Here is a 25,999-nt window from a genome sequence, read left to right on the forward strand (position 1 = left end):
GCGCCGCCGGGGCGCGCCTTGAGCAGGTCAATGACCGTGATGGTCAGAACAGGAAGTTGTCCGCGTCCTGCAGCTGCGCCACGGTGATGTCTTCCACCAGAATGGTGACATTGGCAAAGGAGACCAGGACATCGTCGCCTTGGCTGTCAAAATCCAGCTGGCTCAGCCGGCTCGCGCCGCGGCCGATGGCAATATGGTCCTCACCGGCGGTGAAATCGGTGATAGTGTCGTTACCGTGGCCTTTGTGGAAGACGAAGGTATCCGCCTGGCTGCCGCCGGTCAGCACGTCGTTGCCCTTGTGGCCCAGCAGCATGTCGCGCCCGGACTCGCCCTTCAGTGTATCGCTGCCGCCGCCGCCGACCAGCAGGTCGTTGCCCGAATTGCCGATCAGAACGTCCTTGCCATGGCCGCCCTTCAGCTCATCGCCGCCGCCGCCGCCCAATAGCCTGTCGCCGTGTTTGCCGCCAATCAGCAGATCATCGCCCATGCCGCCAATCAGCAGGTCGCGCCCGCTGCCGCCCCAAAGGTCGTCATCGCCATCGCCGCCGTTGAGCGTATCGCGGCCGGCGCCACCCAGCAGGCGGTCATTGCCATCTTCGCCCAGCAACAAGTCGCTGCCGGACAGACCGGATAAGGTGTCATTGCCGGCACCGCCCAAGATCAGGTCGCTGGAAAGCCCGGCGGATTTGTCTCCGGTCAGGGAATTGCCGCTGTAGCTGCCGGCTGTCAGGGCAAAGGTCCGGTTGGAAAACTCCAGCTGTTCGATCGAGGACACAATATCGCGGCCATCGCCCGAGTCGATTGTGACCGTGCTGAAATTTGAGGAGAAAGACGCATTGCCGAACGTGTCGGCAATGATCAGGCGATCCGTGCCGCTGCCACCGTACAGCGTGTCGTCGCCGGTTCCAAGCTTGATTGTATCATTGCCGCCATGGGCGAGCCAGCGCTGTCCCTCGGCCATGTTGGAGGTGATTGTATCGCTGCCGGCCAGAATGGATGCTTCCAGACGTGCGCCGCTGGAAGATGCGAACGTGTAGAAGTTCATCGAAAAGCCGGAGAACGAAAGAACTGGAGTTCCGTAGGATGTGATGCTGAGAGATTTAAGCGTCCAGGAATAGGGGGACGCGGAGGAAAAATCCCCGGTCAGGCTGAAGCCAGCCCCGTTGGTGCCGGTAAAGACAATCAGGCTGGAAGTTTGCGTTGTAATGCTTGCGTTGGCAAAATCCGGAGAATTCAGGTCATTGAGCGACCATGTTCCGCTCGGATCATTCAAGTTTACTGTCGCCATTTCCTTTAAGTACCCTTCTCGTTGTGCCGCGTGCCGGGCCGCAGCCCTGTATTTTCCGTGTTAACTACCGATCTCAACTCGTGGCTGCAAGGTAAGGAATACAAGATACCGTTGCGGGACTGGCAGAATGCAGAGCTGCCCCGGTACAAAAAAGCCGCAGGCGTTGGCCTGCGGCTTTTGAAATGGTCATGCCGGATCCGGCAGTAACGGCGGATCAGCCCTCGGCTTTATGCGCGGCGGTGGCAGCTTTTACCGCTGCGGACGGGGCCGGGGCAGGCGCGGCTGCCGGGGCGGCCGCCGGGGCGGATTTGCGGCCGCCCGGGTTCAGCGGATCGTCCTGGCGCTGCACGGAGCCTTCGAAGTGGGCGCCGCTTTCAATGGCGATGGTCTTGTGGATGATATCGCCTTCGACGCGGGCGGTGGCGGTCAGGCGCACCTTCAGGCCGCGCACGCGGCCAACGATGCGGCCGTTGATGACCACGTCATCGGCGGTGACTTCGCCCTTGATGGTTGCGGTTTCGCCTACCGTCAGCAGATGCGCGCGGATGTCACCTTCAACCGTGCCTTCGACCTGGATGTCGCCGGTGGTCTTGACGTTGCCGGTGATGTGCAGGTCCGAGCTGAGCAGCGACGCGGCGGGCTTGGCCTTGGGGGCGCTGGACCTGTAGTCGCTGACCGGAGCCGCCGGCGCCGCAGTGGGTGCCGGGGTCGCTTCGGCCTGTTTCGGCCCGGGCTCGTTGATTTTGCTCTTAGAAAACATTTCTCGCAGCCTTGATGTAGATCATGGGGTTTACAGGTTGCCCGTTGACCCTGACCTCGTAATGGAGGTGGGTCCCGGTGGACCGTCCGGTGTTACCCATATCAGCAATGTGATCCCCGCGCGAGACCCTTTGGCCCTTTGTCACGCGGAGTTTCGAGTTATGGGCGTATCTGGTTTCGATACCGAAGGCGTGGCGGATGGTGACCATCCTGCCGTAGCCCGACTGCCAGCCGGCATGGGTGACGACGCCGTCGGCAGTGGCAAAGATATCGGTGCCGGTGCTGCCGGCAAAATCCGACCCTTTATGCAGGCGGCGGCCGCCGGTCTTGGGGTCGCGCCGGTAGCCGTAGCCGGAGGTCTGGCGCACTTGGCCCAGGTTCACCGGCGTGGCAAAAGGCGCCTGCTGGGCGGCCAGGCGGTAAAGGTTCAGCTGATCCAGCTTGGCCAGGATGCTGTTGGCCCGCAGCGCCTCGGCTGTGGGTTCTTCACCGCGGGTCGACATTGCCAAAGGGGCAAGCGGCCCGCCCTGGCCGTTATAGCCGCGGCGGACCTGTTCCAGAATGCGCTCAGGCGGCATGCCGGCGTTGCGGAACATCTTGTCGAGCGGGGTGACAGAGACCGCCACCGCTTCTTCCAGCTGGCGGAAAATCTGGCTGTTGCGCTCGTCCATCAGCTGCAGTTCCAGTTCCAGCTCGTCGCGCTGGCCGATGGCGTCGCGGGCATCGGCCATGATCCGGTCGCGCTCGGCTGCGGTGTCCGACAGCACTCCGGCCAGCAGGTCCATCTGCGCCGAAGCGCTGGCGATGACGGCGTGGGGGGCGTTCTCGTCCTGGGTGTCTGCCTTGAGCTGCGCCAGGGATTTGCGGGCGGTGTCGCGCTGGCGCATAGTGTCGCGCAGGGTGGACTGGATAACCTCGATGCCGGTTTCCAGCTCGCGGCGGCGGGTTTCCGAGGCTAGAAGCTCGGACTGCATCATAGAAATCTGTGTCAGCGCGGCATTGAAACGGTCCTGCGCCGCCAAGGCCTCAACGGCGCGGATGTCGCGTTCATCGGAGATAGCGTTAAGCCGCTCGCGGTAGGTCTGCTGATCGCGTTTGGCCAATTCGCGGAAATTGCCTGACCCGATACTGTCCATCAGCACAATCGCGGTGGCGACAATGGTCCAGGCGGTAAACAGGGTAACGCCAGCGACGGCTGCCAGCTGGGTTTCCGAGCGCAGCCGGATGAAGCGTGTATCGTTGTCGGACTTCAGGAAAACCCGCCGCTCGGGGAAGCGGCGTTCAAGGAAGCTGTGGATTCTGATCGCGAGCCGTGTGCGCAAAGTCTGGTCCCTGTCCCGTTCTGCACAGACCCCTCAAGGCGGAGCCGGTGCCTTGGGCGAAGTGAATAGACAGGGCGGGGCAATTGGGCAAGCCTGTTGACCCTTTGGGCAGGGAAGCGGCGGGAGGAGCCGCTTGATAGGCGGAAATTTGCCGAAGAAACCGGGGCTTGCGTCGGGAGAACCCGGCTAAGTTGCCGGGTTCTATCCGGACCTCAATCCGGGGAGCGGCCGATCAGGCGCAGGATAGCCACTAGGACAATCCCGTAAAGCACGTGGCCAGCCAGGGCGACCCAGGCGATTCCGGTGAAGTTCAGGAAGAACGGCAGCCCGGCGATGGCGGTGATGCCGCCGATGGCAAATACCCAAAGGCCAAAGCCATAGAGCGCAGGCGGCAGCAACCAATGGGTGCCGCCTGCCACCCGGTTCCAGACGGGAGCAAATAGGAACAGCCAGCCCGCCGGGTAGCCGATCAGGCCGACCAGGTAGAAATGAACAAAATAACCGGCAAAATCGCCGTTTGGCAGGCCCAGGCTGCCCAGAAGGCTGCGGGCCAGCCCGTGCGGTGAAAGGCTGGCGAATCCCATGCCAGGGCTGATCACCTGCCCCCAAAGGTCAAAAGCGTTGGTGGCAAAGAAGCCGGAAATGAACATCAGGCCAAGGGTTTGGACATTGAACCCGGGGCAGGCGGGAAGGGTGCGGCGGTCGGCGGACGTCATGGCGGTTGGTCTTCCTGTGCAGGGGTAAGCTGGCGCTTTGCTTCAGCTGAGCATCGGGACGGGGGCCGCAACGTCAATTCGCTGCGGCGCGATCTCACTGATTGGTGATCCGGCCCGGGCCTCGTTGCGAGGAGTGTTACAGGACCCTTTGGTGCAGCGGCGGTAGCAGGCAGCAGGTCCGGTTCAGCTGCCGGGCAGCACCCGGTCCTGATCCGCCAGCGGCCAGTAGAAATCCGGCGGCAGGCCGGCATCGGCGCGTTTTTCCTCGTTGAACGGCGGTTTGAGTGCCCCGTGGAAATACTTGCGCACCAGCGCGTGGAACACTTCCTTGGGATCCAGATTGTCCCGTCCGCAGAGGAAATTGAACCATTTGGAGCCATAGGCGACATGGCTGACTTCCTCGGCATAGATCACTTCCAGAGCGTCTACCGCCTGGGTGATGCCGGCCTTGCGGAAGACCCCGATCATGCCGGGAGTGACGTCCAGCCCGCGCGCCTCCAGCACCATCGGCACCACCGCGAGGCGGCCCATCAGGTCTTGCGCGGTGTCCTCGGCGGCGCGCCACATGCCGGCATGGGCAGGCAGGGCGCCATACTGGCTGCCCAGCGCTTCAAGACAGTCGCACATCAGGTTGAAATGTTTGGATTCCTCATCCGCCGCCTGGACCCAGTCGTCAAAGAATCCCATTGGCATCGGCACATGGGAAAACCGCGCGATGATGTCCCAATGAAGGTCAACGGCATTGAGCTCGATATGGGCCACCGCGTGAAGCAGGGCGATGCGGCCGGCCTCGGATCCCGGTTTGCGCTTGGGCACGTCGCGCGGATGCAGCAGCTCTGGCCGTTCCGGGCGGGCCGGGTGCATCGGCGGCGCGGCGGTGCCGATGGCGATCTCCGGCGCATCGCCTTTGCGGTAAGCGAACCACTCGGCGGCATGGCGGCGGGACAGCTCGGTCTTGGCGCGCCCATCTGCGATGGTCAGCACCTCGGCGGCGCGTTCAGCAAGCGAAAGGGGCTGATGGGTCATGCGGCGTCTCCTCAATCGGCGGGATGCGCCGGGTTCACCTGATTTGGCCGCCGGAGTCCAGAGCTGAAACCGGGGCGCTCCCGCGCCTGCGGGTGATCAGCAGGCTGATCCCCCTGGCAGCCTTGGGCCTGGCAGCGCGCGGAATGCGCGCTGCGCGCCGCCCGGAAGGGGCGGCGCCGGACCCAACAGTGGCGGTTGCGCCCGGCAGGGCGCGGGCTGAGCTGGCGGGAGTGCACCGCCCGGACGGGCGGTGCGGGATCAGAGGGCGCGGACGGCTTCCAGGACTTCTTCCACGTGACCGTCGACCTTGACCTTGCGCCAGACGCGGGCGATGCGGCCATCGGCGCCAATCAGAAAGGTGGAGCGTTCAATGCCCCAGTGCTTCTTGCCGTACATGTTCTTTTCCTTCCAGACGCCGTAATCCTCGCAGACGGTGCCCTCTGCATCCGACAGAAGCGGCGTGGTCAGCCCGTGTTTGGCGGTGAAATTCTCATGCTTTTTCAGGCTGTCCTTGGAAATCCCGAAAACGTGAGCGCCGGCATCGGCGAATGCCTGCAAAGCCTCTGAAAAGCCGATGGATTCTTTGGTGCAGCCGGGGGTATTATCGCGGGGATAGAAAAACAGCACCACAGGTGCGCCCTGGAGGCTGGACAAAGCGACCTCTCCGCCGCCGCCGCGGGGCAGGGTAAAGGAAGGGGCGGGATCTGAAACGTCGAGCATTGGCCTGTCTCCGGTCATTTGCGCACATCATTGCGCGGCAAACATAACCCATGAGCAGCAAAGGGAAAGCTGAGATCAAACCTGCCGGCGAGAATAACCGCGCTGCTGCTGAGGCGGTGCCCGTGAAGGGTCCGGGGCCGGGTGCTGAAGCCGTGCCTGGATGCGGTTCGGAGCCAGGTGCGGAACCGGGCGCGGTGTCAGGTCATGGCACGGTGCAACGGCCTGCACGCCGCCGCTGGAGCTGGCGGCTGCTGCGCGGGTGTATCTGGATGCTGGCGCTGCTGAGCTTTCTGGCAGCAGCTGCGGTCTATTTCGGGATCGGCACCCGGCTGGATGCGCCGGATTGGGTGCGGAGCCGGGTGGAAACCCGGATTGAGCGGCATCTGAACGGGCTGCAGATCGAATTCGGCGCTATTCACGTGGTCGTGAACAAGGGCTTGCGGCCGCGGGTCAGCCTGAAGGATGTGGTGCTGCGGCACCCGGATGGCACCCTGTTTGCACAGCTGGCCGATGCTCAGGCCAGCCTGGCGATGCGGCCGCTGCTGCGCGGCAAGCTGCAGCCCAAGCAGATTTCGCTGAACGGCTTGTTTGCGGCCCTGCGGCGCAACAAGGACGGTTCTTTTGCGATCAGTTTTGCCAGCGGCGGCCTGCCGTCGCGGCAGGCGGGCAATCTGGCTGAGCTGATTGAGCAATGGGACAGCCAGCTGCAAAAACCGGTGCTGGCCGCGCTTGCCGGCATGGAGACCAGCGCGCTGACGCTGTCCTACACCGACGACCGGCTGGGCCGGGCCTGGACCTTGGACGGCGGGCGGATCGGTTTGAAGCGCGACGGCAGCACGGTGTCCCTGTCGGCGGTGTTTTCGGTCCTGAGCGGACGCGGCGGCGTGGGTACGGTGGAGGCGAGTTACACCTCTGAGATCGGCAGCCCCGGCGCCGAGTTCGGGTTTCTGGTGTCGGACATCGCCAGCGAGGATATCGCATTGCAAAGCCCGGCGCTTGGCTGGCTGGGAGTGCTGCGGGCGCCGATTTCCGGTTCATTGCGCGGCGAGGTGTTCAGCGACGGCGGGATTGCGCCGGTGCAGGCCAGCCTGCGCATCGGCGAAGGTGTGATCCAGCCGGCCGCCCAGACCCGGCCGGTGCCGATCACCGGCGCGCGCAGCTATTTCACCTATTACCCGGCAGAGCAGGTGCTGAAGTTCTCGGAGCTCAGCGTGCAAAGCGGCTGGGGGTCCGGGGTGATGCAGGGGCAGGCGAGCCTGGCCGGGGTGCAAAACGGGCAGCTGACCGGGTTGGTGGGGCAGCTGCGGTTTTCCGATCTGGAACTGAACCCGCGCCGTCTGTTTGAAACACCCGTCAAATTCCCCGTCGTTGATGCGGATTTTGACCTGAGCCTTGCCCCGTTCCGGCTGCGCCTGGGCGAGATGCTGGTGCGGGACGGGGACAGCCGCATTCATTTTGACGGCGATATCGGCGCCGGGCCTGAGGGCTGGGATTACGATCTGAACGGCAGCGTTGACCAGGTTTCTGTTCAGCGGGTCAAGGAACTGTGGCCAGAGCCGCTGGCGCCGAACCCGCGTCTTTGGGTGCGGGAAAACCTGCGGGACGGGAACGTGCGCAATGTCGGGTTTCACATGCGCGGGCGGGGCAGCGGCAAGCCCTTTGTCAGCCTGGATCTGGCCTTTGACGGCGCCGAGGTGGTGTTTCAGAAGTTCATGCCGCCGGTGCGCAAGGCCGCGGGCCAGCTGAGTCTTTACGGCGACCGCTTTGTGGTGACGGCCTCCGGCGGAACGGTGACGGCTGAGCAGGGCGGCGCGGTTGAGGTGGCAGGCACGTCCTTCATCATTCCGGATGTGTCGGCCAAGGACGGGACCCCTGGCATTGCCCGGATCATGGCGCGCGGGACGGCGACGGCGGCGCTGTCGCTGCTGAACCGGGAACCGCTGCAGGTGATGGAAAAGGCCGGCCTGCCGGTGGATCTTGCCGAAGGGCAGGTGGAGGCGGAGGGCACGCTGGCGCTGCCGCTGCAAAAGCAGGTGCCGGTAGAGGATATCCTGTATCATTACCGCGGTACGATTCGCGCAGTGGAAAGCAGAATACTGGTGCCGGGCCATGTCGCGGCGGCCCCGGTGCTGGACGTGGAAGGCAATCAGAGCCAAGTGCGCCTTAGCGGCGCAGGCAGCCTGTCGGGGGTGCCGCTGACGGCCAGCTGGCAGCAGCGGATCGGCAAGGACGCGCCGCCGGACAGCCGGGTGGAGGGGACTATTGAACTGTCGCCGCAGGCGGTGGAGGCCTTTAATCTTGGCCTGCCGCGCGGGGCAGTCTTTGGCAAAGGCCAGGGGCAATATTCCGTGGATCTGGCCCCAGGAGCGCCGCCGCGTCTGGAACTGCAGTCGGATTTGGCGGGGCTTGGTCTGCGGATCCCTGAGATCAGCTGGCGCAAGGGCGAAGCGGCAAAGGGGGATCTGTCGGTTTCGGCGCTGCTGGGTGAGACCGCCACGGTAGAACAGCTGACGTTGCAGGCGCCTGGGCTGGCTGCCACCGGGAGTGTGGCCACGCGCAAAGGCGGCGGGCTGGATCAGGCGGTGTTTTCATCCGCGCGGGCAGGGGATTGGTTCCGCGGCTCCGTCACGTTCCGCGGGCGCGGCGCAGCACCGCCCGCAATCGAGGTGACCGGCGGCCGGCTGGATCTGAACCGTTCGCCGTTTTCGGCAACCTCAGCCAGCGGTGGCGGCAGCAGCAGCGGCGGGTCGAGCCCGGTAACCCTGCGGCTGCAGAACCTGCAGGTGACCGACAGTATCGGACTGCAGAATTTTCAGGGCCGGTTTTCCACCCAAGGCGGCATGAACGGCGAATTCACCGCCCGCCTGAACGGCCAGACCCCGGTGGCGGGCACCGTGGTGCCGCAGAACGGCGGCACCGCGGCGCGGATCCGGGCCAATGATGCAGGGGGCGTGTTCCGCTCGGCAGGCATGTTCGAGCATGGCCGCGGCGGCAGTTTTGAGATGACCCTGATCCCGGCAGACAAGCCGGGCGAATATGACGGCAAGGTCAATGTGCGAAACATCCGGATCCGTAACGCGCCGTCAATGGCGGCGATCCTGAACGCGATCAGCCTGATCGGGCTGCTGGATGAGATGACCGGCCAGGGCATCCTGTTCACCAGCATGAACGGACGGTTCCGGCTGGGCGCCTCGCATCTGATCCTGCATCAAAGCAGCGCGGTCGGCCCGTCGATGGGGCTGTCACTGGACGGCAATTTTGACCTGGAAAACAGCCGGCTGAACATGCGTGGCGTGATTTCACCGATTTACCTGGTCAACGCAATCGGCAGAATTCTGGCACCGCGCGACGGCGAGGGGCTGATAGGTTTTACCTTCACCCTGCGCGGCACGGCGGATGATCCTGCGGTCTCGGTCAACCCGCTGGCGGGGCTGGCGCCGGGTTTTCTGCGCGAGATTTTCCGCGGCCCGGCGCCAAAGGTTCCAGGCCAGCAGCGCGCCTTTACGGCGGAAGAAGAAGAAGCGCAAGAAGAGCGCAGGCAGTTCCGGACACCGCGGGGCGCTGACAAGTGACCCTGACAAACGGCGAAAAACACCGTAGATTTCCCCTGCAGCACAGCCTATAGCGCGCGACATGAAACTCAGCGATTTCGACTTCGACCTGCCCGACGATCTGATTGCCACCCGGCCTGCCAATCCGCGCAGCGCGGCGCGGCTGCTGGTGGCTGCTGGCGGGGAACTGCATGATGGCCGGGTGACCGATCTGGTGCAATGGCTGCAATCCGGCGACCGGCTGGTGCTGAACGACACCAAGGTGATCCCGGCCCGGCTGAGCGGGCTGCGCCACCGTGACAGCGCGCAAGGCGCCGTGGCGGCCAAAATCGAGGCGACCCTGCTGGAGCCGCGCGCCGATGGCACCTGGGCGGCGCTGCTGAAACCGCTGAAAAAGATCAAGCCGGGTGAGGTGATTGTTTTCTCGGACGATCTGAGCGCAACGCTGGAAGGGATTTCCGAAGGCCAGGGGCATCTCCGTTTCAATCTGAGCGGTACGGATTTCGACACAGCGCTGGCTGAGGCCGGCGCGATGCCGCTGCCGCCCTATATCGCCGCCAAACGCGCCGCGGATGAGCAGGACAAGACAGATTACCAGACCGTCTGGGCCCGCAATACCGGTGCGGTGGCGGCGCCGACCGCCTCTTTGCATTTCGACGCAGCGCTGCTGGATGCGCTGACCGCGCGCGGGGTGGACCTATCCTATGTCACCCTGCACGTGGGCGCGGGCACCTTCCTGCCGGTCAAGGTCGAGGATGTGACCACCCACCGGATGCACGCGGAATGGGGCAAGGTCAGTGAGCAGGCTGCGGCAGAGATCGCTGCGACCAAGACCGCAGGAATGCGGGTGATCCCGGTTGGCACCACCGCGCTGCGGCTGATCGAAAGTGCCGCCAAAGACGGGCAGATCCACGCTTGGGAAGGCGATACGGATATCTTTATCTACCCCGGATTTGATTTCCAGGTGGCGGATGCGCTGATGACCAATTTCCACCTGCCGAAATCGACCCTGCTGATGCTGGTGTCAGCGCTGATGGGGCAGGAAGAGATCCGCCGGATCTATGAACATGCTGTCGGCAACCGCTACCGGTTCTTTTCTTATGGCGACGCGTCGCTTTTGATCCCGGCTAAGGCGGATACACCTTAGAAAAGCGGCGCGAATCCATAGACAAGCGCCGCAACCATGACCCCGTATAGCGCAATCCGGGTCATGAAATTGAAATCTGAATCAGCGATACCGGCCACGCGAGCCTTGATCGCCCGTACATAACATTCAAATGTGATGGCAGCCCGTCCCTTGTGGAGGGCTGCTTTGCTTTCAAAGGAGGCATAAAATGCTGCAGGTGCTGTCGAGCGCATGGGCGCTGCTCTTGGGTATGATGCTGCTGATGGTCGGCAACGGCTTGCAGGGCACCATGCTGGGTGTGCGGGGCGAGCTGGAAGGGTTTTCCACCTTCCAGATGTCGATTGTGATGGCGGCCTATTTCGTCGGCTTCCTGGGCGGCTCGCGGCTGGCGCCGGAGATGATCCGCCGGGTTGGCCATGTGCGGGTGTTTGCGGCCTTGGCCTCATTCATTTCGGCGGTGATGATCCTGTATCCGGTGCTGCCGAATACCGTGGCCTGGGGACTGGGGCGCGTGATCATCGGGTTTTGCTTTTCCGGCGTGTATGTGACGGCGGAAAGCTGGCTGAACAACTCTGCCGACAATTCCAACCGGGGCAAGGCGCTGTCGCTTTACATGATTGTGCAGATGGTCGGTATCATCGCTGCGCAGGGGCTGATTCAGGTCGGCGATCCAGCCGGTTACGAGGCGTTCATCATCGCCTCGATCCTGGTTTCGATCTCCTTTGCGCCCATTTTGCTGTCGATCTCGCCGACCCCGGCGTTTGACACCACCAAGCCGATGACCCTGCGCGAGATCATGCGGATTTCGCCGCTGGGCTGTGTTGGCATGTTCATTTTGGGCGGCGTGTTTTCCGCCCAGTTCGGGATGAGCGCGGTTTACGGCGCCGCAGCGGGGCTGAGCCTGGGCAATCTGTCGCTGTTTATCGCGACCTTCTATATCGGCGCCACCATCCTGCAGTATCCGCTGGGCTGGGTCTCGGACCGGATGGACCGGCGGCTGCTGATCATGGTGGTGGCGGCTGCAGGCGGCTGCGGCGCGGTGCTGGGCTTTTTCTACGGCATGGACTTTAAGATGCTGCTGGTTGCGGCCTTTATCATCGGCGGCCTGTCGAATCCGCTGTATTCGCTGCTGATCGCCTATACCAACGACTACCTTGAGCATGAGGACATGGCGGCGGCATCAGGCGGGCTGGTGTTCATCAACGGGCTGGGCGCCATTGCCGGCCCGATGATCACCGGCTGGCTGATGAGCGACGCGGTGTTTGGCCCGGCTGGCTTCTTTGCGCTGATTGCGGCGCTGATGTTCTTGATGGCCGTCTATGCGGCTTACCGAATGACCCAACGCGCTGCGACGCCGGTTGACGAGACCGGGAGCTTTGCCGCGATGTATCCCAGCTCGACGCCTGTGGCGGTTGAGTTTGCCCAGGAGTACGCGATTGAGATCGAGCTGGAAGAGCAGGAAACCGCCGGCGAGGAGAATTGATTGCGCTAACCAGCCGGAATTGTGAGGATTATTTCACACAGAGGTCTTGCCTGTCGCAATTTGTGACCCAAGGTTACTTGTAATGGTAATGTAAAATGGCCTGAAGTTAGGGTCAGGAAAAACTTGGAGTTACGACCGATGACTGGTCCCGAAGAGATACTTGCATTCTGGCTCGATAAGGTTGGGGAAAAGGGATGGTATCTGCAGGATGACGCGCTGGATCAGGAGATCCGCACGACGTTTCAAAAGACCTGGGAGGAGGCCTGCGAGGGCAGGTTTTCCTTCTGGCTGACCTACCCCAGCGGTACCCTGGCCTACATCCTCCTGATGGACCAGTTTCCCCGCAACATGTTCCGCGGCGAAGGCAAGGCGTTTGCCTCTGACCGGGCGGCGCTGTCGGCGGCCAAGGTGGCGATCAACAAGAAGTGGGACAAGAAGATCGACGAGCCGGCGCGCCAGTTCTTCTATCTGCCCCTGATGCATTCCGAAAACCTGTGCGACCAGGAACGCTGCATCCGGCTGATGCTGGAGCGGATGCCCCGCACCGGCACCAGCAACCTGCTGCATGCCCGGGCCCACCGCGAGGTGATCCGCCAGTTCGGCCGCTTCCCCTACCGCAACGAGGCGCTGCACCGCGCCAGCACCGCACCGGAGCTGGATTACGTGATGGCGGGCGGCTACGGCGAGACCGTGCGGCAAGTGCAAGCTGCCGGCTGAACCCGGATCTGAAGCAATAGAAAACGCCGCGCCCTGAAAGGGGCGCGGCGTTTTCTATTGGGGGGCGCCTGCCGCTGTCTTTCCCCGGTGAATGCAAAATTGTGCTGGCAGGATGTTTGCCTGCAGCATAGCCTGTTCAGACGGCGTTGCGCTGTTTCTTGCATGGCCGCTATGCCGCAGCAGAGGATGATTGCAGCGCAAAAAAAAATAGTTTAACGGTAAACTAGTTTTGGAACCTGTTCGAGGGCGAGGGAGTACCATGGCCGCACAATCTTATGACGTGATCGTAATCGGCGCCGGGCCGGGGGGCTATGTCGCGGCCATCCGTGCCGCACAGCTGGGTCTGAAAACCTGCATTGTCGAGCGCGAGCATATGGGCGGTATCTGCCTCAATTGGGGCTGTATTCCGACCAAAGCGCTGCTGCGCTCCTCTGAGGTGTTCCACCTGATGGAGCGGGCCAAGGATTTCGGCCTGAAGGCGGAAAACATCGGCTATGATCTGGACGCGGTGGTGAAACGCTCGCGCGGGGTGGCGAAACAGCTGTCCTCGGGCATCGGCCATCTGATGAAGAAGAACAAGATCGACGTGGTGATGGGCGAGGCGTCCCTTCCGTCCAAGGGCAAGGTGTCGGTTAAGACCGACAAAGGCACCGAAGAACTGACTGCCAAGAATATCGTGCTGGCCACCGGTGCACGGGCGCGTGAGCTGCCGGGGTTGGAGGCCGACGGCGATCTGGTCTGGACCTACAAGCACGCGCTGCAACCGCCCCGGATGCCCAAGAAGCTGCTGGTCATCGGCTCTGGCGCCATTGGCATTGAATTTGCCAGCTTCTATAACACGCTGGGTGCTGACACCACGGTGGTTGAGGTGATGGATCGGGTGCTGCCGGTGGAAGACGCCGAGATTTCGGCCTTTGCCAAGAAGGCCTTTGTCAAACAGGGCATGAAGATCATGGAGAAAGCCATGGTCAAGCAGCTGGACCGCGGTAAAGGCAAAGTCACCGCCCATATCGAGGTTGGCGGCAAGGTAGAGAAACAGGAGTTCGACACCGTGATCTCTGCCGTGGGCATCGTTGGCAATGTCGAAGGCCTGGGTCTGGAAGAGCTGGGCGTCAAGGTCGACCGCACCCATGTGGTGACCGACGAATACTGCCGCACCGGAGTTGATGGGCTTTACGCCATCGGCGACATCGCCGGCGCGCCCTGGCTGGCGCATAAGGCGTCGCACGAGGGTGTGATGGTGGCCGAGCTGATTGCAGGCAAACACGCCCATCCGGTAAAACCCGAAAGCATTGCCGGCTGCACCTATTGCCAGCCGCAGGTCGCCAGCGTTGGCTATTCCGAGGCGAAGGCCAAGGAACTGGGGTATGACATCAAGGTCGGCCGCTTCCCCTTCATCGGCAACGGTAAGGCGATTGCGCTGGGAGAGGCGGAGGGCATGGTGAAGACCATCTTTGACGCCAAGACCGGTGAGCTGTTGGGCGCCCATATGGTCGGTGCCGAAGTGACTGAGCTGATCCAGGGCTATGTGGTGGGCCGCCAGCTGGAAACCACCGAGGAAGATCTGATGAACACCGTCTTCCCGCATCCGACGCTGTCCGAGATGATGCATGAGAGCGTGCTGGATGCCTACGGCCGGGTGATCCATATGTAAGCTGCCGGTTAAACCGGAGTTTGGAAAGGCGGCCTGCTGAGGGGCCGCCTTTTTTCTTTGGCGGCGGCGCTCTGGTTTCCGGGCCGGGTCCGGGATAACCAGATGCAGAACAACGGAAACAACAGGGGCAGCGGCCATGACGGCATCCGGAAATTCGCGCTGGGGGCTGATCCTGGCGGTCTGGGGCGCAGGCCTGGGGGCGGCTGCGCAATACGGCAAGATCAGTGTGATCTTTGGCCGGATGGGGGAGCTGTACCCGGAGGCGGGAAACGCGATCAGCTTTTCCGTGTCGCTGGTCGGGACTTTGGGCATTCTGCTGGGGGCTGTGGCGGGGCTGTATGTGGCGGCCTTTGGCTACCGGCGCACGCTGGTCTGGGCGCTGTGGGCGGGGGCGGCGATGTCTGCTCTGCAGGCGCTGCATCTGCCGTTCGGGGTGTTTCTGGCGTCCCGAATGGTCGAGGGGTTGTCGCATCTGGGTATTGTGGTTGCCGGGCCGGTGCTGATTGCGCAGCTTAGCTCAAACAGTGGGCGCGGGCTGGCGATGACCCTGTGGAGTACCTTCTTTGCCGTCGCCTTTACCCTGCTGGCCTGGTTCGGCCTGCCGCTGGCTGATGCCTGGGGTCTGCTGGCGTTGTTTGGTGCTCATGCGGGGGTAATGGCGGGACTGGCGCTGCTGCTGGGATTTTCTTTGCGCGATGTACCAGTGCCGGAGCGGGAGCCGCTGCCGCGTCTGGCGGAATTGCCGGGGCTGCATCTGCCCATTTACCGGTCTCCCTGGATTTCGGCGCCGGCCGCGGGCTGGCTGTTTTACACCTGCTGTTTTGTGGCGGTTCTAACGGTGATCCCACCTTACATCGCCGCGGACATGCGCGCCTTTGTGCTGGGGATGATGCCGCTGGCCAGCATTGCGGTGTCGATGACCCTGGGGGTGTATCTGCTGCGGTTCCTGCCGGGGGTGCGGCTGGCGCAGCTGGGGTTCCTGGCCTGTGCCGCTGCCGCCCTGTGGCTGTGGGCCATGCCCGGCGCGCCGGCCGCCTGTATCGCCATGGCGGGGGCTATGGGGCTGGTGCAAGGCGGCTCCTTTGCGGCGGTTCCGCAGCTGAGCAGCAGTGCGGCAGCGCGGGCGCAGTCCAGCGGTGCGATGGCGCAGATGGGCAATCTGGGCAATACCATCGGCACGCCGCTGATGGTGCTGGCACTGGCTGGCGGCGGCTTTGGCGGCATGATGGCGGTGCTGCTGGTACTGTTCCTGAGCGGTGCTGCGGTGCATGGTCTGCTGTCAGCGCGGCGGCGCAGCATGGCTTAAGGGGGCCTCTCCCGCCCGTCACCGGCCCCCGTGCCGGGGGCCGTCGCCCGTTGGGCCTGGCGCCGCAAGCGGCGCGCCGGATTCCGGCTGAAATCCGGTCCGGAAAACGGGTGTTTTCCGGTTTGATCCGGGGGCGGCGCAACCTGCTGCCAGCTGCTGTCAGCAAGTTTTGTCTTGTTCGCCCTATGTTCTCATTTGGGGCTTGGCGTTTCCCGGTGCATTCCCTATTTGTATGGCGGGCGTTTGCCGCTGGTTTGGCAGGCGCGGGCACGGGGGCATTATGGCTGAGCTGAAATCCATCGAAGTACGCGGCGCGCGCGAGCATAATCTGAAGAACATCGACGTGGACATTCCGCGCGATGAGCTGGTGGTGATCACCGGCCTTAGCGGCTCGGGCAAGTCCAGCTTGGCGTTTGATACCATCTATGCCGAGGGCCAGCGCCGCTATGTCGAGAGCCTGTCGGCCTATGCCCGCCAGTTCCTGGATATGATGGAAAAGCCGGATGTCGACCACATCAGCGGCTTGTCTCCGGCGATTTCGATTGAGCAGAAGACGACGTCGAAGAACCCGCGCTCAACCGTTGGCACGGTGACCGAGATTTATGACTATTTGCGGCTGCTGTTTGCCCGCGCAGGCACGCCCTATTCCCCCGCCACCGGCAAGCCGATCGAGGCGCAGCAGGTGCAGGACATGGTCGACCGGATCATGGAGATGGAGGACGGCACCCGCGGCTTTCTGCTGGCGCCGATCGTCCGCGACCGCAAGGGCGAATACAAAAAGGAATTCCTGGAACTGCGCAAGCAGGGCTTCCAGCGGGTGAAGGTGGACGGCGAGTTCTATGAGCTGGACGAGCCGCCGACGCTGGACAAGAAGTTCCGCCATGACATTGATGTGGTGGTCGACCGGCTGGTGGTGCGGGAAGGCATGGAAACGCGGCTGGCGGACAGTTTGCGCACCGCGCTGGATCTGGCGGACGGCATCGCCATTTTGGAAACCGCACCCAAGGAAGGCGATCTGGAGCGGATCACCTTCAGTGAGAATTTCGCCTGCCCGGTCAGCGGCTTCACCATTCCCGAGATCGAGCCGCGGCTGTTTTCCTTCAACGCGCCGTTCGGGGCCTGCCCGGAATGCGATGGTCTGGGGGTGGAGCTGTTCTTTGACGAACGTCTGGTGGTGCCGGACCAGTCGTTAAAGGTCTATGACGGCGCCCTGGCGCCCTGGCGCAAGGGCAAGTCGCCCTATTTCCTGCAGACGATTGAGGCCATCGCCAAGCATTACCAGTTCAACAAGAACACTGTCTGGAAGGACCTGCCCGAGAAGGTGCAGCAGGTGTTCCTGTATGGTTCCGGCGAGGAAGAGATCATGTTCCGCTATGACGAGGGCGGGCGGGTTTATCAGGTCGAACGCACGTTCGAGGGCGTCATTCCGAATATGGAGCGGCGCTACCGCGAGACCGATTCCAACTGGATCCGCGAGGAGTTCGAACGCTATCAGAATAACCGCCATTGCCACCATTGCGAGGGCTACCGGCTGCGCGCTGAGGCGCTGGCGGTGAAGATTGCCGGTGTGCACGCCGGTCAGGTGGTGCAGCTGTCGATCCGCGAGGCGCTGGCCTGGATCGAGGATGTGCCGAACCATCTGAGCCAGCAGAAGCAGGAGATCGCCCGTGCTATTGTCAAGGAGATCCGCGAGCGGCTGGGATTCCTGAACAATGTCGGGCTGGAGTACCTGTCTCTCAGCCGTAACTCCGGCACCCTGTCCGGCGGCGAGAGCCAGCGGATCCGGCTGGCGTCGCAGATCGGCTCTGGCCTGACCGGGGTGCTCTATGTGCTGGACGAGCCCTCGATCGGGCTGCACCAGCGCGATAACGACCGTCTGATCGGCACCCTGAAGAACCTGCGCGATCAGGGCAATACGGTGATTGTGGTGGAGCACGACGAGGACATGATCCGCCAGGCGGATTATGTGTTCGACATCGGCCCCGGCGCCGGGGTGCATGGCGGCGAGGTGGTAAGCCACGGCACGCCCGGAGCGGTTGCCTCGGACGTGAATTCGATCACCGGCCAGTATCTGTCGGGCACGCGGGAAATCGCGGTGCCTGCCAAGCGCCGCAAGGGCAACAAGAAGAAGATCAAGGTGGTCAAGGCCACCGGCAACAACCTGAAAGAGGTCACAGCCGAGTTCCCGCTGGGCAAGTTCGTCTGCGTGACCGGTGTGTCCGGCGGAGGCAAGTCGACGCTGACGATTGAGACGCTGTTCAAGACCGCTTCCATGCGCCTCAACGGCGCACGCCAGACCCCGGCGCCCTGCGAAAGCATCAAGGGGCTGGAGCATCTGGACAAGGTGATCGACATCGACCAGCGCCCGATCGGCCGCACGCCGCGGTCGAACCCGGCGACCTATACCGGCGCCTTTACCCCGATCCGCGACTGGTTTGCCGGCCTGCCGGAGGCCAAGACGCGCGGCTACAAACCCGGGCGGTTCTCCTTCAACGTCAAGGGCGGGCGCTGCGAGGCCTGCCAGGGCGATGGCGTGATCAAGATCGAGATGCATTTCCTGCCCGACGTTTATGTGACCTGCGAAACCTGCAAGGGCGCGCGCTATAACCGCGAGACGCTGGAAATCAAGTTCAAAGGCAAGAGCATCGCCGATGTGCTGGATATGACGGTGGAAGACGCGCAGGAGTTTTTTCAGGCGGTGCCGTCGATCCGCGACAAGATGGATGCGCTGATGCGGGTTGGTCTGGGCTATATCAAGGTGGGCCAGCAGGCGACAACGCTGTCCGGCGGCGAGGCGCAGCGGGTGAAGCTGTCGAAGGAACTGTCGAAACGTTCGACCGGACGGACGCTGTATATTCTGGATGAGCCGACCACGGGTCTGCATTTCGAGGATGTGAAGAAGCTGCTGGAAGTGCTGCACGAGCTGGTGGAGCAGGGCAATTCGGTGGTGGTGATTGAGCATAATCTGGATGTGGTCAAGACCTCCGACTGGATCATCGACATCGGACCCGAGGGCGGCGATGGCGGCGGAGAGATTGTTGCGGCGGGCACGCCCGAAGCCGTGGCAGATGAGCCGCGCAGCCACACCGGGCGGTACCTGAAGGACATTCTGGCGGCACGGAAGGTGGCGGCGGAGTAAGGGCAGGGCACTGCCCCTCACGTTGGATGGAAGAGGGGCGCTGCCCCTCTTGGCCTTTGGCCAATTCACCCCGGAGTATTTGCGCAAAGGTGAATAAAAGGCTGTGGCGCCCCTTTCTCAGGCGGTTTGCAGTGCAGCCCGGCGTGCCAGCATCAGCGGCACCAGAAACAGTGCCAGGAAGGGTGTGTTCATCACCACATTGAACCAGGCGCCCGCAGCGAGCGAGCCGAGGCTGTCGGGGATGTACCAGGCCAGCAGTGCCGGGATCAGCAGGCGGCGGCCAAGCGCCGGGTCGGCGCTGTAGATATGCTCTGTGACCAAATAAATCAGCAGGCAGAAGCCGCACATCAGCCCGCCGCCGATGGCGGTCATCAGGGAGGCCGCGCCCGGGGTGAGCGCCTGGGCGCCGTCCAGCGGCAGGAAGGCGAGATCGATGAACAGGCTTAGTGCAGTGCCGAGCGGGGTGGCCAGCGCCAGCACCATGGCGAGGCCGAAAGCGGCAGAGAGAATCGAGACGATCTTAAGCATGCGGATTGATGCGGCGTGGGTCATTGGAAGCTCCTGATGATGTCTGCACGCAGAATGCGGTCAGGTGCAGAAGCGAAACAATTACCTTGGAGGTAAATGAACTTCTGATTGTGGCCGTCTATGCTGCGGGAAAAGGAGTCAGCTCATGGCGGAAGGTTTCGGCGCGGTTCTGAAGAAATGGCGCGGGCTGCGGCGGATGAGCCAGATGGCGCTGGCGCTGGAGGCCGGGGTCTCGGCGCGGCATCTGTCTTTTCTGGAGAGCGGAAGGTCGCGGCCGAGCCGCGGCATGGTGCTGCGCTTGAGCGATGAGCTGCAGGTGCCGGGCGGGGCGCGCAATCAGCTGCTGGCGGCTGCCGGTCTGGCACCTGCCTTTGCCCGGCGGAAACTGAACGATGCGGAATTGGCGCCGCTGAAACATGCCGCTGAACAAATGATGATCGCGCATGAGCCGTATCCGGCGCTGATGATCGACCGGCATTGGCGGCTTTTGCGCCTGAACCGGCCTGCGGCCCTAATGCTTGAAGGCGTTGGGATCCGTGCGGGCTGCAGCCTGATTGAGGCTCTGCTGGAGAACGCCGGTCTGCGGGAAGCGCTGGAGAACCTGCAGGATATCGAACGGCTGAGCCTGGCCCGGCTTAGAACCGAGCTGGACCATTTCGGCGAGGATCCGGTGCTGGAACAGGCGGTGGAGCGGCTGCAGCGGATGGTGGCGGCCTCGGGCAGCGCACCGGAGGGGGAACTGCCCGCGGTGATCCCGGCCCGCTACCGGTTGGGCGGGCAGGTGCTGTCGTTCTTTTCCACCATTACCCAGTTCGGCGGCACTGGGGATCTGGCGATGTCAGAGCTGCGGATCGAAATGCTGTTTCCGGCTGATGAGGCCACGCGGGAGGCGATGGCCGCTATGGGCGGCCGCTAGCAGGCAGTGCGACCGGTCTAGTTCGCCAGGTCAGCCTCTGCACCGATCAGGCGCAGCACTTTCTGGGTCTCGCGGTTCACCTGATAGACATAGCCGCCGGCCTGAACATAGCTGCCAAATGGGTCCGGTGCCCATTCGCCGGGAGTCCCGATCCAGATGTACTCATCCAGAATATGGTCGCCGCGGCGGTAGAACTTCTTGGCATGGTCCGGCGGCACGCAATGCGATGAGGTCTTGGCCAGGCCCGCCGGGCAGTGCAAACCTGCCTGGTCAGACTTGCCATGTCCGATGCCATTGCCTGCAGCAAGCGGAATAGCCACGGCACATGCGGCAGTGAGAACTATGATAGAAACAAAGTAACGGCGTACCATTTACAACGGGTCCTTTCCTGGTCGCCTTTGACATAACGGGCCAGGCGCAAAATCCAAGAGGGCGATAAAGCCGACGGCGGCGGCCCGCCTGCAGCTGCTTACGCGGCGGCAAGAACCCGCGCTTCATGGCTGCGCAGGGCCAGCCGCGCCGCATTTCCGTATCCGCGGCCGGTTTCAGCGCGGAGTTCCGGGAACAATTCGCGGATTTCCGCCAAGGTGCCTGCGTCAAATCCTGCCGCTGTTTGCGGGCCGGGCTGGTAGCTTTCGCTGAGGGCGCCATCGGCCCAGAGAATCTGGTGGCGGCCGAACAGCAGGTGGACATACTGCGCTTCCTGCATCTCCAGCGCCGGGCGGATGGTGCTGTCGTTCACCAGATCCTTGGCCTTGACCAGTACCTCACCCTCGCCGAACAGCAACTCGGCGCGGCTGCCGGAAACCAGCATCCGGTGCTGCGGCGACACATAAAGATCGCGGGTATTGCCGCAGCTGCCTTTGGCAAAGCGGATCGGAGCAGTTTGCGGCGTGCAGGCGATACGGCGGCTGCCCGCCCATTGCAGAACCTGAGGGCCGTTGTCGTAGGTCAGAACCTCCATGCCGGGGCGCAGATCCTCGACCCGCATCTCGCCGCCGGGCACCCGGATCATGGTGCCGCGCAGGAAGCAGGGCACCGTCTGGTTGATCTCAACCAGACCGGTGTCGGAGTTGCCCAGCCCGTTGTCCGCCGTATAGTTGAAGTATACGGTTTCCAGGTCGCCGTCGGTGACGACGGTCAGGGTGCCGTCGGCGTTCAAAGTGATCTGCTGGCCGGTGGCCAGGGTGACGGTATCCCCGGCCGAGACGGCCTGGTCGTTGATATGGGTGATAGTCAGCGTGCCGGCGGCGGCGGTGTCGTTGTCCAGAACATCCACCACACGGGTCTTGTTGATCGCGATGTCTTCCTGATCATCCTGCGCAACCACCGCTGTCTGCACTGAGCCGCCGGCAATCAGCAGGTTGGTGTCATAGCTGCTGTCCACAGTATCGGCGACGCCGATCTTGAGGGTGTTGATCTCCCCTGCATTCACCGGAGCGACAAAGGTCAGGGTGATGGTGAACCCGTCCATTTCGGTGTTGAACTGGTCGCCGGTGTTATCGACATAGACGTTTTCGGTGCCATCGTTGATATTGCCGATCGAGGCGGTGCCGTTGCCGATGGAGACCTGGGCCTCGACCCCGTTCACCCATACGCCGACCACGTCATTGTATTGCGAATTGGCGAACTCGGGGTATTCCTCGGACGACAGCACAAAGTCGATGGTCAGCAAGTCGCCTGCAGGAGTGAAGTCGATCTCCAAAAACGAGGCATCGCGGGTGGCGGCACCGGCCAGAGCGTTGAAATCCGCGTCGTTGTTGGCGCCGGTGGTATTGGTGCTGGTGTTGCCGCGGACGTTTGTGTTGGTGGTGCCGCTGCTGTTGGTAAAGTCGCGGGCGTAACCGGTTGACAGGATCACGCCGGAATCTGCGGGCGCCACGCCAGGTGTGGTTGTATCAGCGCCGGAATAGATGCCCGATGACAGGGCATCGCCGCTGTAGCTGGCGTTTTCAACCGTGACGCCGTCGCCAAAAATTTCCTCCGCCATCTGGGTGGCAGTCGCAGAGGAGTTAATGTTCAGTTCCGTTGCCGTGGCCATAACAGACAGCGCGCCTCCGGGTGTGCGAGAATTTACGATCACTTACCGGAATGCTGGGGAACTGAGACAGAACTGTGGCGGACTGGCGCCGAAATCCTGGAGTTTACTCGAATTTTAGGGATATTTTAAGAAAGCCGGATAGCAAGAGGCGGCCCGGAACAGGCCGCCTGACAGGTCATTTGTTCAAAGCCTGCGGTTGAGGAGGCAGGCCTCAGCCGTTGCGGCTGCGTGTCTCAAACCGGGGCAGCATGGCGGAAAAGTCCATGCCTTTGCCGTCTTCGTCCTCGACGAATTTCTTGTACAGCGCCATGGCCAGTTCACCCATCGGCGTGTCGGCGTCGGCGCTGGCCGCGGCTTGCTGGCTAAGGCCCAGGTCCTTCAGCATCAGCTCAGCCGCAAATCCGGGCTGGTAATTGTTGTCGGCAGGCGATTGCGGGCCGACGCCGGGGGCGGGGCAATAGGCGTTCATGGTCCAGCTATAGCCGGAGGAGGTGGAGACCACATCGAACATCTTCTGCCGGTCCAGACCCAGCTTGTCCGCCAGCGCAAAGGCTTCGCAGGTGGCGATCATGGTGACGCCGAGGATCATGTTGTTGCAGATCTTGGCGGCTTGGCCAGCGCCGGCCTCGCCGCAATGCACAGCCTTCTGGCCCATGATATCAAACAGCGGTTCGGCGGCGGCAAAGGCATCAGCCGAGCCGCCGGCCATGAAGGTGAGCGTGCCGCCGGCCGCACCGCCGATGCCGCCGGAGACCGGGGCGTCCACGGACAAAAGACCTGCGGCGTCGGCCTGTTCGGCCACCGCGCGGGCCGAGTCCACATCAACGGTGGAACAGTCGATAAAGGCGCCGCCTTTGGTCATTGCCGGGATGATTTCGGCAGCAACAAGGCGCAGGATGGCGCCGTTGGGCAGCATGGTGATGACGGCCTCTGCACCTGCCGCGGCCTCGGGGCCGGAGGCGGCCATGGTCACGCCTTCGATGCTGACATCGGCCATATCAAAACCGGTGACCTCATGGCCTGCCTTGGCCAGGTTGGCGGCCATCGGCCCGCCCATGTTGCCAAGCCCGATAAATCCGATTTTCATTTGAGTTCCTCCTCGAATGTCAGCGCATCGGCGCCGAGCGGCGCCAGCATGTCTTCAATCGCCTGGGCCGGCACCGGCTGGCCCGCATATTGCCATTTCGGATTGCGGTCCTTGTCAATGATCTGGGCACGGATGCCCTCCAGGAAATCGCTCTGGTCCATGGCGCGGAAGGTGAAGCGGTATTCCAGATCCAGCGCCCGGCGGATGGCAGGGCCATCAGCACGCAGGCGGCGCAGCATTTCCAGCGTGCAGGCCATCGACAGAGGCGAGTTGCGGCTAAGAGGCTTCAGCGTCGCGGCGGCAAAATCGCTGCCCTCGGCCTGGAGGCTGGCTTGAATGTCTTCCAGTGAGTCCTTGGCGAAGTGGCGGGTGATATCCGCCAGTGCCGGGCGCAGCTTTCCTTGCGGAGCGGGCAGGGCGGCGTCCTCCACCAGTTTAGCGGCGCCGGTTTCTTCCAGCGCGGATATCAGCGCGGGCCATTGCTCTTGCGGGATGAAAAAGTCAGCAAAACCCGCAAGGATCGCGTCATCCGCGCCCATCCGGGCCGCTGTCATGCCAAGATATTCACCCAAATGGTCCGGCGCCAGCGCCAGCATCAGTGAGCCACCCACATCCGGCACCAGGCCGATGCCGACCTCGGGCATGGCGATCTGACTGGTCTCATTCACAATCCGGTGGGTGCCATGGCAGCCGATGCCTACGCCGCCTCCCATTGTGAAGCCCTGCATGAAGCTGATCACCGGTTTCTTGTATTCAAAAATCAGCGCGTTCAGCCGGTATTCATCCCGCCAGAAGGTGCGGCCATAGCTGTAGTCGCCCTTGGTGCCGGTGTCATACAGCTCGGCAATGTCGCCACCGGCGCAAAAGGCCTTGTCGCCCTCGGCGTCGATCACTACCAGCTTGACACTGTCATCCTGGGCCCAGCCGCGCATGGCGGCATCAATCGCCATGCACATCTCATAGCTCATCGCGTTCAGCGCCTTGGGGCGGGTAAAGGTGATGCGGCCGGCCTGGCCGGTCTTGCGGATATGGATATCACTCATCCTGGGTGCTCCATCGTGGTGTTGCGCCGGTGTAATTCTGTCGGCTGCAGGTTACTCAGCTATCAGCTGGCGGGCGACAATCAGGCGCATGATCTCGTTGGTGCCTTCCAGGATCTGGTGCACCCGCAGGTCGCGGACGATCTTCTCGACACCGTAGTCGGCCAGATAGCCGTAGCCGCCGTGCAGCTGCAGGCAGCCGTTGGCCACGTCAAAGGCGGTGTCGGTGACCATCAGCTTGGCCATGGCGCAAAACTTGGAGGCATCATGCGCGCCGGTGTCCAGTTTCCACGCCGCCTGGCGCAGGAAGGTGCGGGCAGCCTGCAGGCGGGTTTCATATTCCGCCAGCCGGAACTGCAGGGCCTGGAACTGGTTGATGGATTTCCCGAACGCCTTGCGCTCGGACATGTATTGCACGGTCTGGTCCAGCGCCGTCTGGGCGCCGCCTAGAGCACCCGCCGAAATGTTCAGCCGCCCGCCGTCGAGGCCTGCCATGGCGTAGGAAAAGCCCTTGCCTTCCTCGCCGATCAGGTTGTCCGCCGGGATCGCGCAATCGTCGAATTGCACCTGCGAGGTGGGCTGCGCCTTCCAGCCCATCTTGTCCTCCAGCGCGCCGAACGACAGGCCCTGTGCGCCATCCTCGACCACCACGGTAGAGATTCCCTTGGGGCCATCCTCGCCGGTGCGGCACATCACGACATAGGCGTCAGAATAGGAGCCGCCGGAGATGAACGCCTTGGTGCCGTTCAGCACATAGCCCTCATTGCTGCGCTCGGCGCGGGTTTTGAGGGCGGCGGCGTCGGAACCGGAACCGGGTTCGGTCAGGCAATAGGAGAAGATCTTCTCCATCGTGCAAAGCGCGGGCAGCCATTTCTGCTTGGTCTCTTCAGAGCCGAACTTGTCGATCATGCCGCCGCACATGTTGTGGATCGACAGGAACGATCCAATGGCGGGGTCCGCCATCGCCAGTGCTTCGAACACCAGGGTGGCATCCAGGCGGGACAGGCCGGAGCCGCCGTATTCCTCGGAGACATACAGCCCGCCAAATCCCAGCTCTGCCAATCGCGGCCACAGTGATTTGGGGATGGTGCCGTCTTTTTCCCACTGCCGGGAATGCGGCGCGATGTTTTCCTGGCCGAACGCATGGGCCATATCGAAAATGGCCTGCTGTTCCTCAGTCAGCGCGAAATCCATAAGCAGCTCCTCCCGTCGCTCAGATGAATTGAACAGTTGTTTATTTAATAGCGGGCAGGCGGCGCTGAGGCAAGCTGCGCAAATGCAAAGCTGCCGTGCAGTTGTAGCGGTGTAGCGGGACACTTCGCGTTGCAGTGCGGGACACTTCCTGTTGCAGCAACGTGTTTTCGCGAATTCCCTGATTTTTAAGCCTGAAACCGGGGTGTTGCTAGTCCGGAAATCCGCCGGTTCCGCGTTTTGACGCTGTGGTTTTGGGACACTTCCCGTTGCAATGCCCGGTAATCCGCCGCCCAAAACGTAAAAAAACGCCGGGCGGCGGAGGGTTTTAGAGGGTGTTTAAAGGGGTGTTGTAAGGCCGATTAGGACCGAGCCGCCGGTCACCGTAT

General features: G+C 62.9%; 21 protein-coding genes. 8 read left to right on the top strand and 13 right to left on the bottom strand.

Annotated elements, in window-relative coordinates:
• Positions 1-43: 43 nt before the first annotated feature.
• The 6 genes from K3557_RS20465 to K3557_RS07970 all read right to left on the bottom strand — a co-directional run bounded on the left by K3557_RS20465 (position 44) and on the right by K3557_RS07970 (position 5,831).
• Positions 44-1,288 carry a calcium-binding protein gene (locus tag K3557_RS20465; protein WP_311198498.1) on the bottom strand — a complete coding sequence of 415 codons (1,245 nt, stop codon included), beginning with the start codon at positions 1,286-1,288 and terminating at the stop codon, positions 44-46.
• Positions 1,289-1,502: 214 nt separating this feature from the next.
• A complete protein-coding gene (locus tag K3557_RS07950) occupies positions 1,503-2,048 on the bottom strand; it encodes a polymer-forming cytoskeletal protein (protein WP_259991977.1) in 546 nt (181 codons plus the stop codon).
• A complete protein-coding gene (locus K3557_RS07955) occupies positions 2,038-3,369 on the bottom strand; it encodes a M23 family metallopeptidase (RefSeq protein ID WP_259991979.1) in 1,332 nt (443 codons plus the stop codon). Before K3557_RS07955 ends, K3557_RS07950 begins: the two co-directional genes overlap by 11 nt.
• Before the next feature lie 212 nt (positions 3,370-3,581).
• On the bottom strand, positions 3,582-4,085 hold the full coding sequence (locus K3557_RS07960) for a hypothetical protein (RefSeq protein WP_259998954.1): 504 nt from the start codon (positions 4,083-4,085) through the stop codon (positions 3,582-3,584).
• A gap of 183 nt (positions 4,086-4,268) precedes the next feature.
• Positions 4,269-5,111 carry a ferritin-like domain-containing protein gene (locus K3557_RS07965; RefSeq protein WP_259998955.1) on the bottom strand — a complete coding sequence of 281 codons (843 nt, stop codon included), beginning with the start codon at positions 5,109-5,111 and terminating at the stop codon, positions 4,269-4,271.
• Between the two features lie 258 nt (positions 5,112-5,369).
• The gene (locus K3557_RS07970) at positions 5,370-5,831 is read right to left on the bottom strand and encodes a peroxiredoxin (RefSeq protein ID WP_259998957.1); all 462 of its coding nucleotides are present in this window, start codon (positions 5,829-5,831) and stop codon (positions 5,370-5,372) included.
• Between the two features lie 50 nt (positions 5,832-5,881).
• Between K3557_RS07970 and K3557_RS07975 the strand changes: the two genes are divergently transcribed.
• Complete coding sequence (locus tag K3557_RS07975; protein WP_259998959.1) at positions 5,882-9,403, top strand: AsmA-like C-terminal region-containing protein; 3,522 nt, start codon at positions 5,882-5,884, stop codon at positions 9,401-9,403.
• A 61-nt stretch (positions 9,404-9,464) separates the two neighbouring features.
• Positions 9,465-10,529: a tRNA preQ1(34) S-adenosylmethionine ribosyltransferase-isomerase QueA gene (queA, locus tag K3557_RS07980; protein ID WP_259998961.1), complete on the top strand. Its 1,065-nt coding sequence runs from the start codon at positions 9,465-9,467 to the stop codon at positions 10,527-10,529.
• Here the strand turns inward: queA and K3557_RS07985 are convergent.
• Entirely contained in the window at positions 10,526-10,741 is a 216-nt protein-coding gene (locus K3557_RS07985; protein WP_259991990.1) for a hypothetical protein, read from the bottom strand. The genes queA and K3557_RS07985 overlap by 4 nt on opposite strands.
• On the opposite strand from K3557_RS07985, the gene K3557_RS07990 reads away from it, so the two are divergent.
• The 5 genes from K3557_RS07990 (at position 10,717) to uvrA (ending at position 18,807) form a co-directional block, all read left to right on the top strand.
• On the top strand, positions 10,717-11,991 hold the full coding sequence (locus tag K3557_RS07990; RefSeq protein ID WP_259998963.1) for an MFS transporter: 1,275 nt from the start codon (positions 10,717-10,719) through the stop codon (positions 11,989-11,991). The two genes, K3557_RS07985 and K3557_RS07990, sit on opposite strands and share 25 nt — an antisense overlap.
• Before the next feature lie 138 nt (positions 11,992-12,129).
• A complete protein-coding gene (locus tag K3557_RS07995; RefSeq protein WP_259991994.1) occupies positions 12,130-12,708 on the top strand; it encodes a DUF924 family protein in 579 nt (192 codons plus the stop codon).
• A gap of 259 nt (positions 12,709-12,967) precedes the next feature.
• Complete coding sequence (gene lpdA, locus K3557_RS08000) at positions 12,968-14,362, top strand: dihydrolipoyl dehydrogenase (protein WP_259998965.1); 1,395 nt, start codon at positions 12,968-12,970, stop codon at positions 14,360-14,362.
• A 136-nt stretch (positions 14,363-14,498) separates the two neighbouring features.
• On the top strand, positions 14,499-15,668 hold the full coding sequence (locus tag K3557_RS08005; protein ID WP_259998967.1) for an MFS transporter: 1,170 nt from the start codon (positions 14,499-14,501) through the stop codon (positions 15,666-15,668).
• 280 nt (positions 15,669-15,948) lie between these two features.
• Complete coding sequence (gene uvrA, locus K3557_RS08010) at positions 15,949-18,807, top strand: excinuclease ABC subunit UvrA (RefSeq protein ID WP_259998969.1); 2,859 nt, start codon at positions 15,949-15,951, stop codon at positions 18,805-18,807.
• 117 nt (positions 18,808-18,924) lie between these two features.
• On the opposite strand, the gene K3557_RS08015 is transcribed toward uvrA, so the two are convergent.
• Entirely contained in the window at positions 18,925-19,359 is a 435-nt protein-coding gene (locus K3557_RS08015; protein WP_259998971.1) for an excinuclease ABC subunit A, read from the bottom strand.
• Positions 19,360-19,480: 121 nt separating this feature from the next.
• Here K3557_RS08015 and K3557_RS08020 point away from each other — a divergent pair, with 121 nt between their 5' ends.
• Entirely contained in the window at positions 19,481-20,251 is a 771-nt protein-coding gene (locus tag K3557_RS08020; RefSeq protein ID WP_259998973.1) for a helix-turn-helix domain-containing protein, read from the top strand.
• Positions 20,252-20,268: 17 nt separating this feature from the next.
• On the opposite strand, the gene K3557_RS08025 is transcribed toward K3557_RS08020, so the two are convergent.
• From K3557_RS08025 to K3557_RS08045, 5 genes are all read right to left on the bottom strand, one after another.
• Positions 20,269-20,571, bottom strand: a complete 303-nt coding sequence (locus K3557_RS08025; RefSeq protein ID WP_259998975.1) for an excinuclease ABC subunit A — start codon at positions 20,569-20,571, stop codon at positions 20,269-20,271.
• 149 nt (positions 20,572-20,720) lie between these two features.
• The gene (locus K3557_RS08030) at positions 20,721-22,292 is read right to left on the bottom strand and encodes a Hint domain-containing protein (protein ID WP_259998977.1); all 1,572 of its coding nucleotides are present in this window, start codon (positions 22,290-22,292) and stop codon (positions 20,721-20,723) included.
• A 211-nt stretch (positions 22,293-22,503) separates the two neighbouring features.
• Positions 22,504-23,379 (bottom strand): 3-hydroxyisobutyrate dehydrogenase, encoded by an 876-nt coding sequence (gene mmsB, locus K3557_RS08035; protein ID WP_259998979.1) that lies wholly within the window; start codon positions 23,377-23,379, stop codon positions 22,504-22,506.
• Positions 23,376-24,422, bottom strand: coding sequence for an enoyl-CoA hydratase/isomerase family protein (locus K3557_RS08040; protein WP_259998981.1), 1,047 nt, complete (start codon positions 24,420-24,422; stop codon positions 23,376-23,378). Before K3557_RS08040 ends, mmsB begins: the two co-directional genes overlap by 4 nt.
• A gap of 51 nt (positions 24,423-24,473) precedes the next feature.
• Positions 24,474-25,613, bottom strand: a complete 1,140-nt coding sequence (locus K3557_RS08045) for an acyl-CoA dehydrogenase family protein (RefSeq protein WP_259992014.1) — start codon at positions 25,611-25,613, stop codon at positions 24,474-24,476.
• Between the last annotated feature and the right edge of the window lie 386 nt (positions 25,614-25,999).

Origin of the sequence: Leisingera sp. M523 (assembly GCF_025141335.1) — a bacterium.
Taxonomy (GTDB): Bacteria; Pseudomonadota; Alphaproteobacteria; order Rhodobacterales; family Rhodobacteraceae; genus Leisingera.

What these genes read in the sequence shown, in the direction of transcription:
- K3557_RS08040 (WP_259998981.1), bottom strand. Translation starts at nt 24,422, where the DNA reads ATGAGTGATATCCATATCCGCAAGACCGGCCAGGCCGGCCGCATCACC.
- K3557_RS08015 (WP_259998971.1), bottom strand. Translation starts at nt 19,359, where the DNA reads ATGACCCACGCCGCATCAATCCGCATGCTTAAGATCGTCTCGATTCTC.
- K3557_RS07960 (WP_259998954.1), bottom strand. Translation starts at nt 4,085, where the DNA reads ATGACGTCCGCCGACCGCCGCACCCTTCCCGCCTGCCCCGGGTTCAAT.
- K3557_RS07990 (WP_259998963.1), top strand. Translation starts at nt 10,717, where the DNA reads ATGCTGCAGGTGCTGTCGAGCGCATGGGCGCTGCTCTTGGGTATGATG.
- K3557_RS08030 (WP_259998977.1), bottom strand. Translation starts at nt 22,292, where the DNA reads ATGGCCACGGCAACGGAACTGAACATTAACTCCTCTGCGACTGCCACC.
- K3557_RS07985 (WP_259991990.1), bottom strand. Translation starts at nt 10,741, where the DNA reads ATGCGCTCGACAGCACCTGCAGCATTTTATGCCTCCTTTGAAAGCAAA.
- K3557_RS07950 (WP_259991977.1), bottom strand. Translation starts at nt 2,048, where the DNA reads ATGTTTTCTAAGAGCAAAATCAACGAGCCCGGGCCGAAACAGGCCGAA.
- K3557_RS07975 (WP_259998959.1), top strand. Translation starts at nt 5,882, where the DNA reads ATGAGCAGCAAAGGGAAAGCTGAGATCAAACCTGCCGGCGAGAATAAC.
- lpdA (WP_259998965.1), top strand. Translation starts at nt 12,968, where the DNA reads ATGGCCGCACAATCTTATGACGTGATCGTAATCGGCGCCGGGCCGGGG.
- K3557_RS20465 (WP_311198498.1), bottom strand. Translation starts at nt 1,288, where the DNA reads ATGGCGACAGTAAACTTGAATGATCCGAGCGGAACATGGTCGCTCAAT.
- K3557_RS08005 (WP_259998967.1), top strand. Translation starts at nt 14,499, where the DNA reads ATGACGGCATCCGGAAATTCGCGCTGGGGGCTGATCCTGGCGGTCTGG.
- K3557_RS08045 (WP_259992014.1), bottom strand. Translation starts at nt 25,613, where the DNA reads ATGGATTTCGCGCTGACTGAGGAACAGCAGGCCATTTTCGATATGGCC.
- K3557_RS07995 (WP_259991994.1), top strand. Translation starts at nt 12,130, where the DNA reads ATGACTGGTCCCGAAGAGATACTTGCATTCTGGCTCGATAAGGTTGGG.
- K3557_RS07970 (WP_259998957.1), bottom strand. Translation starts at nt 5,831, where the DNA reads ATGCTCGACGTTTCAGATCCCGCCCCTTCCTTTACCCTGCCCCGCGGC.
- K3557_RS08020 (WP_259998973.1), top strand. Translation starts at nt 19,481, where the DNA reads ATGGCGGAAGGTTTCGGCGCGGTTCTGAAGAAATGGCGCGGGCTGCGG.
- mmsB (WP_259998979.1), bottom strand. Translation starts at nt 23,379, where the DNA reads ATGAAAATCGGATTTATCGGGCTTGGCAACATGGGCGGGCCGATGGCC.
- uvrA (WP_259998969.1), top strand. Translation starts at nt 15,949, where the DNA reads ATGGCTGAGCTGAAATCCATCGAAGTACGCGGCGCGCGCGAGCATAAT.
- K3557_RS07965 (WP_259998955.1), bottom strand. Translation starts at nt 5,111, where the DNA reads ATGACCCATCAGCCCCTTTCGCTTGCTGAACGCGCCGCCGAGGTGCTG.
- queA (WP_259998961.1), top strand. Translation starts at nt 9,465, where the DNA reads ATGAAACTCAGCGATTTCGACTTCGACCTGCCCGACGATCTGATTGCC.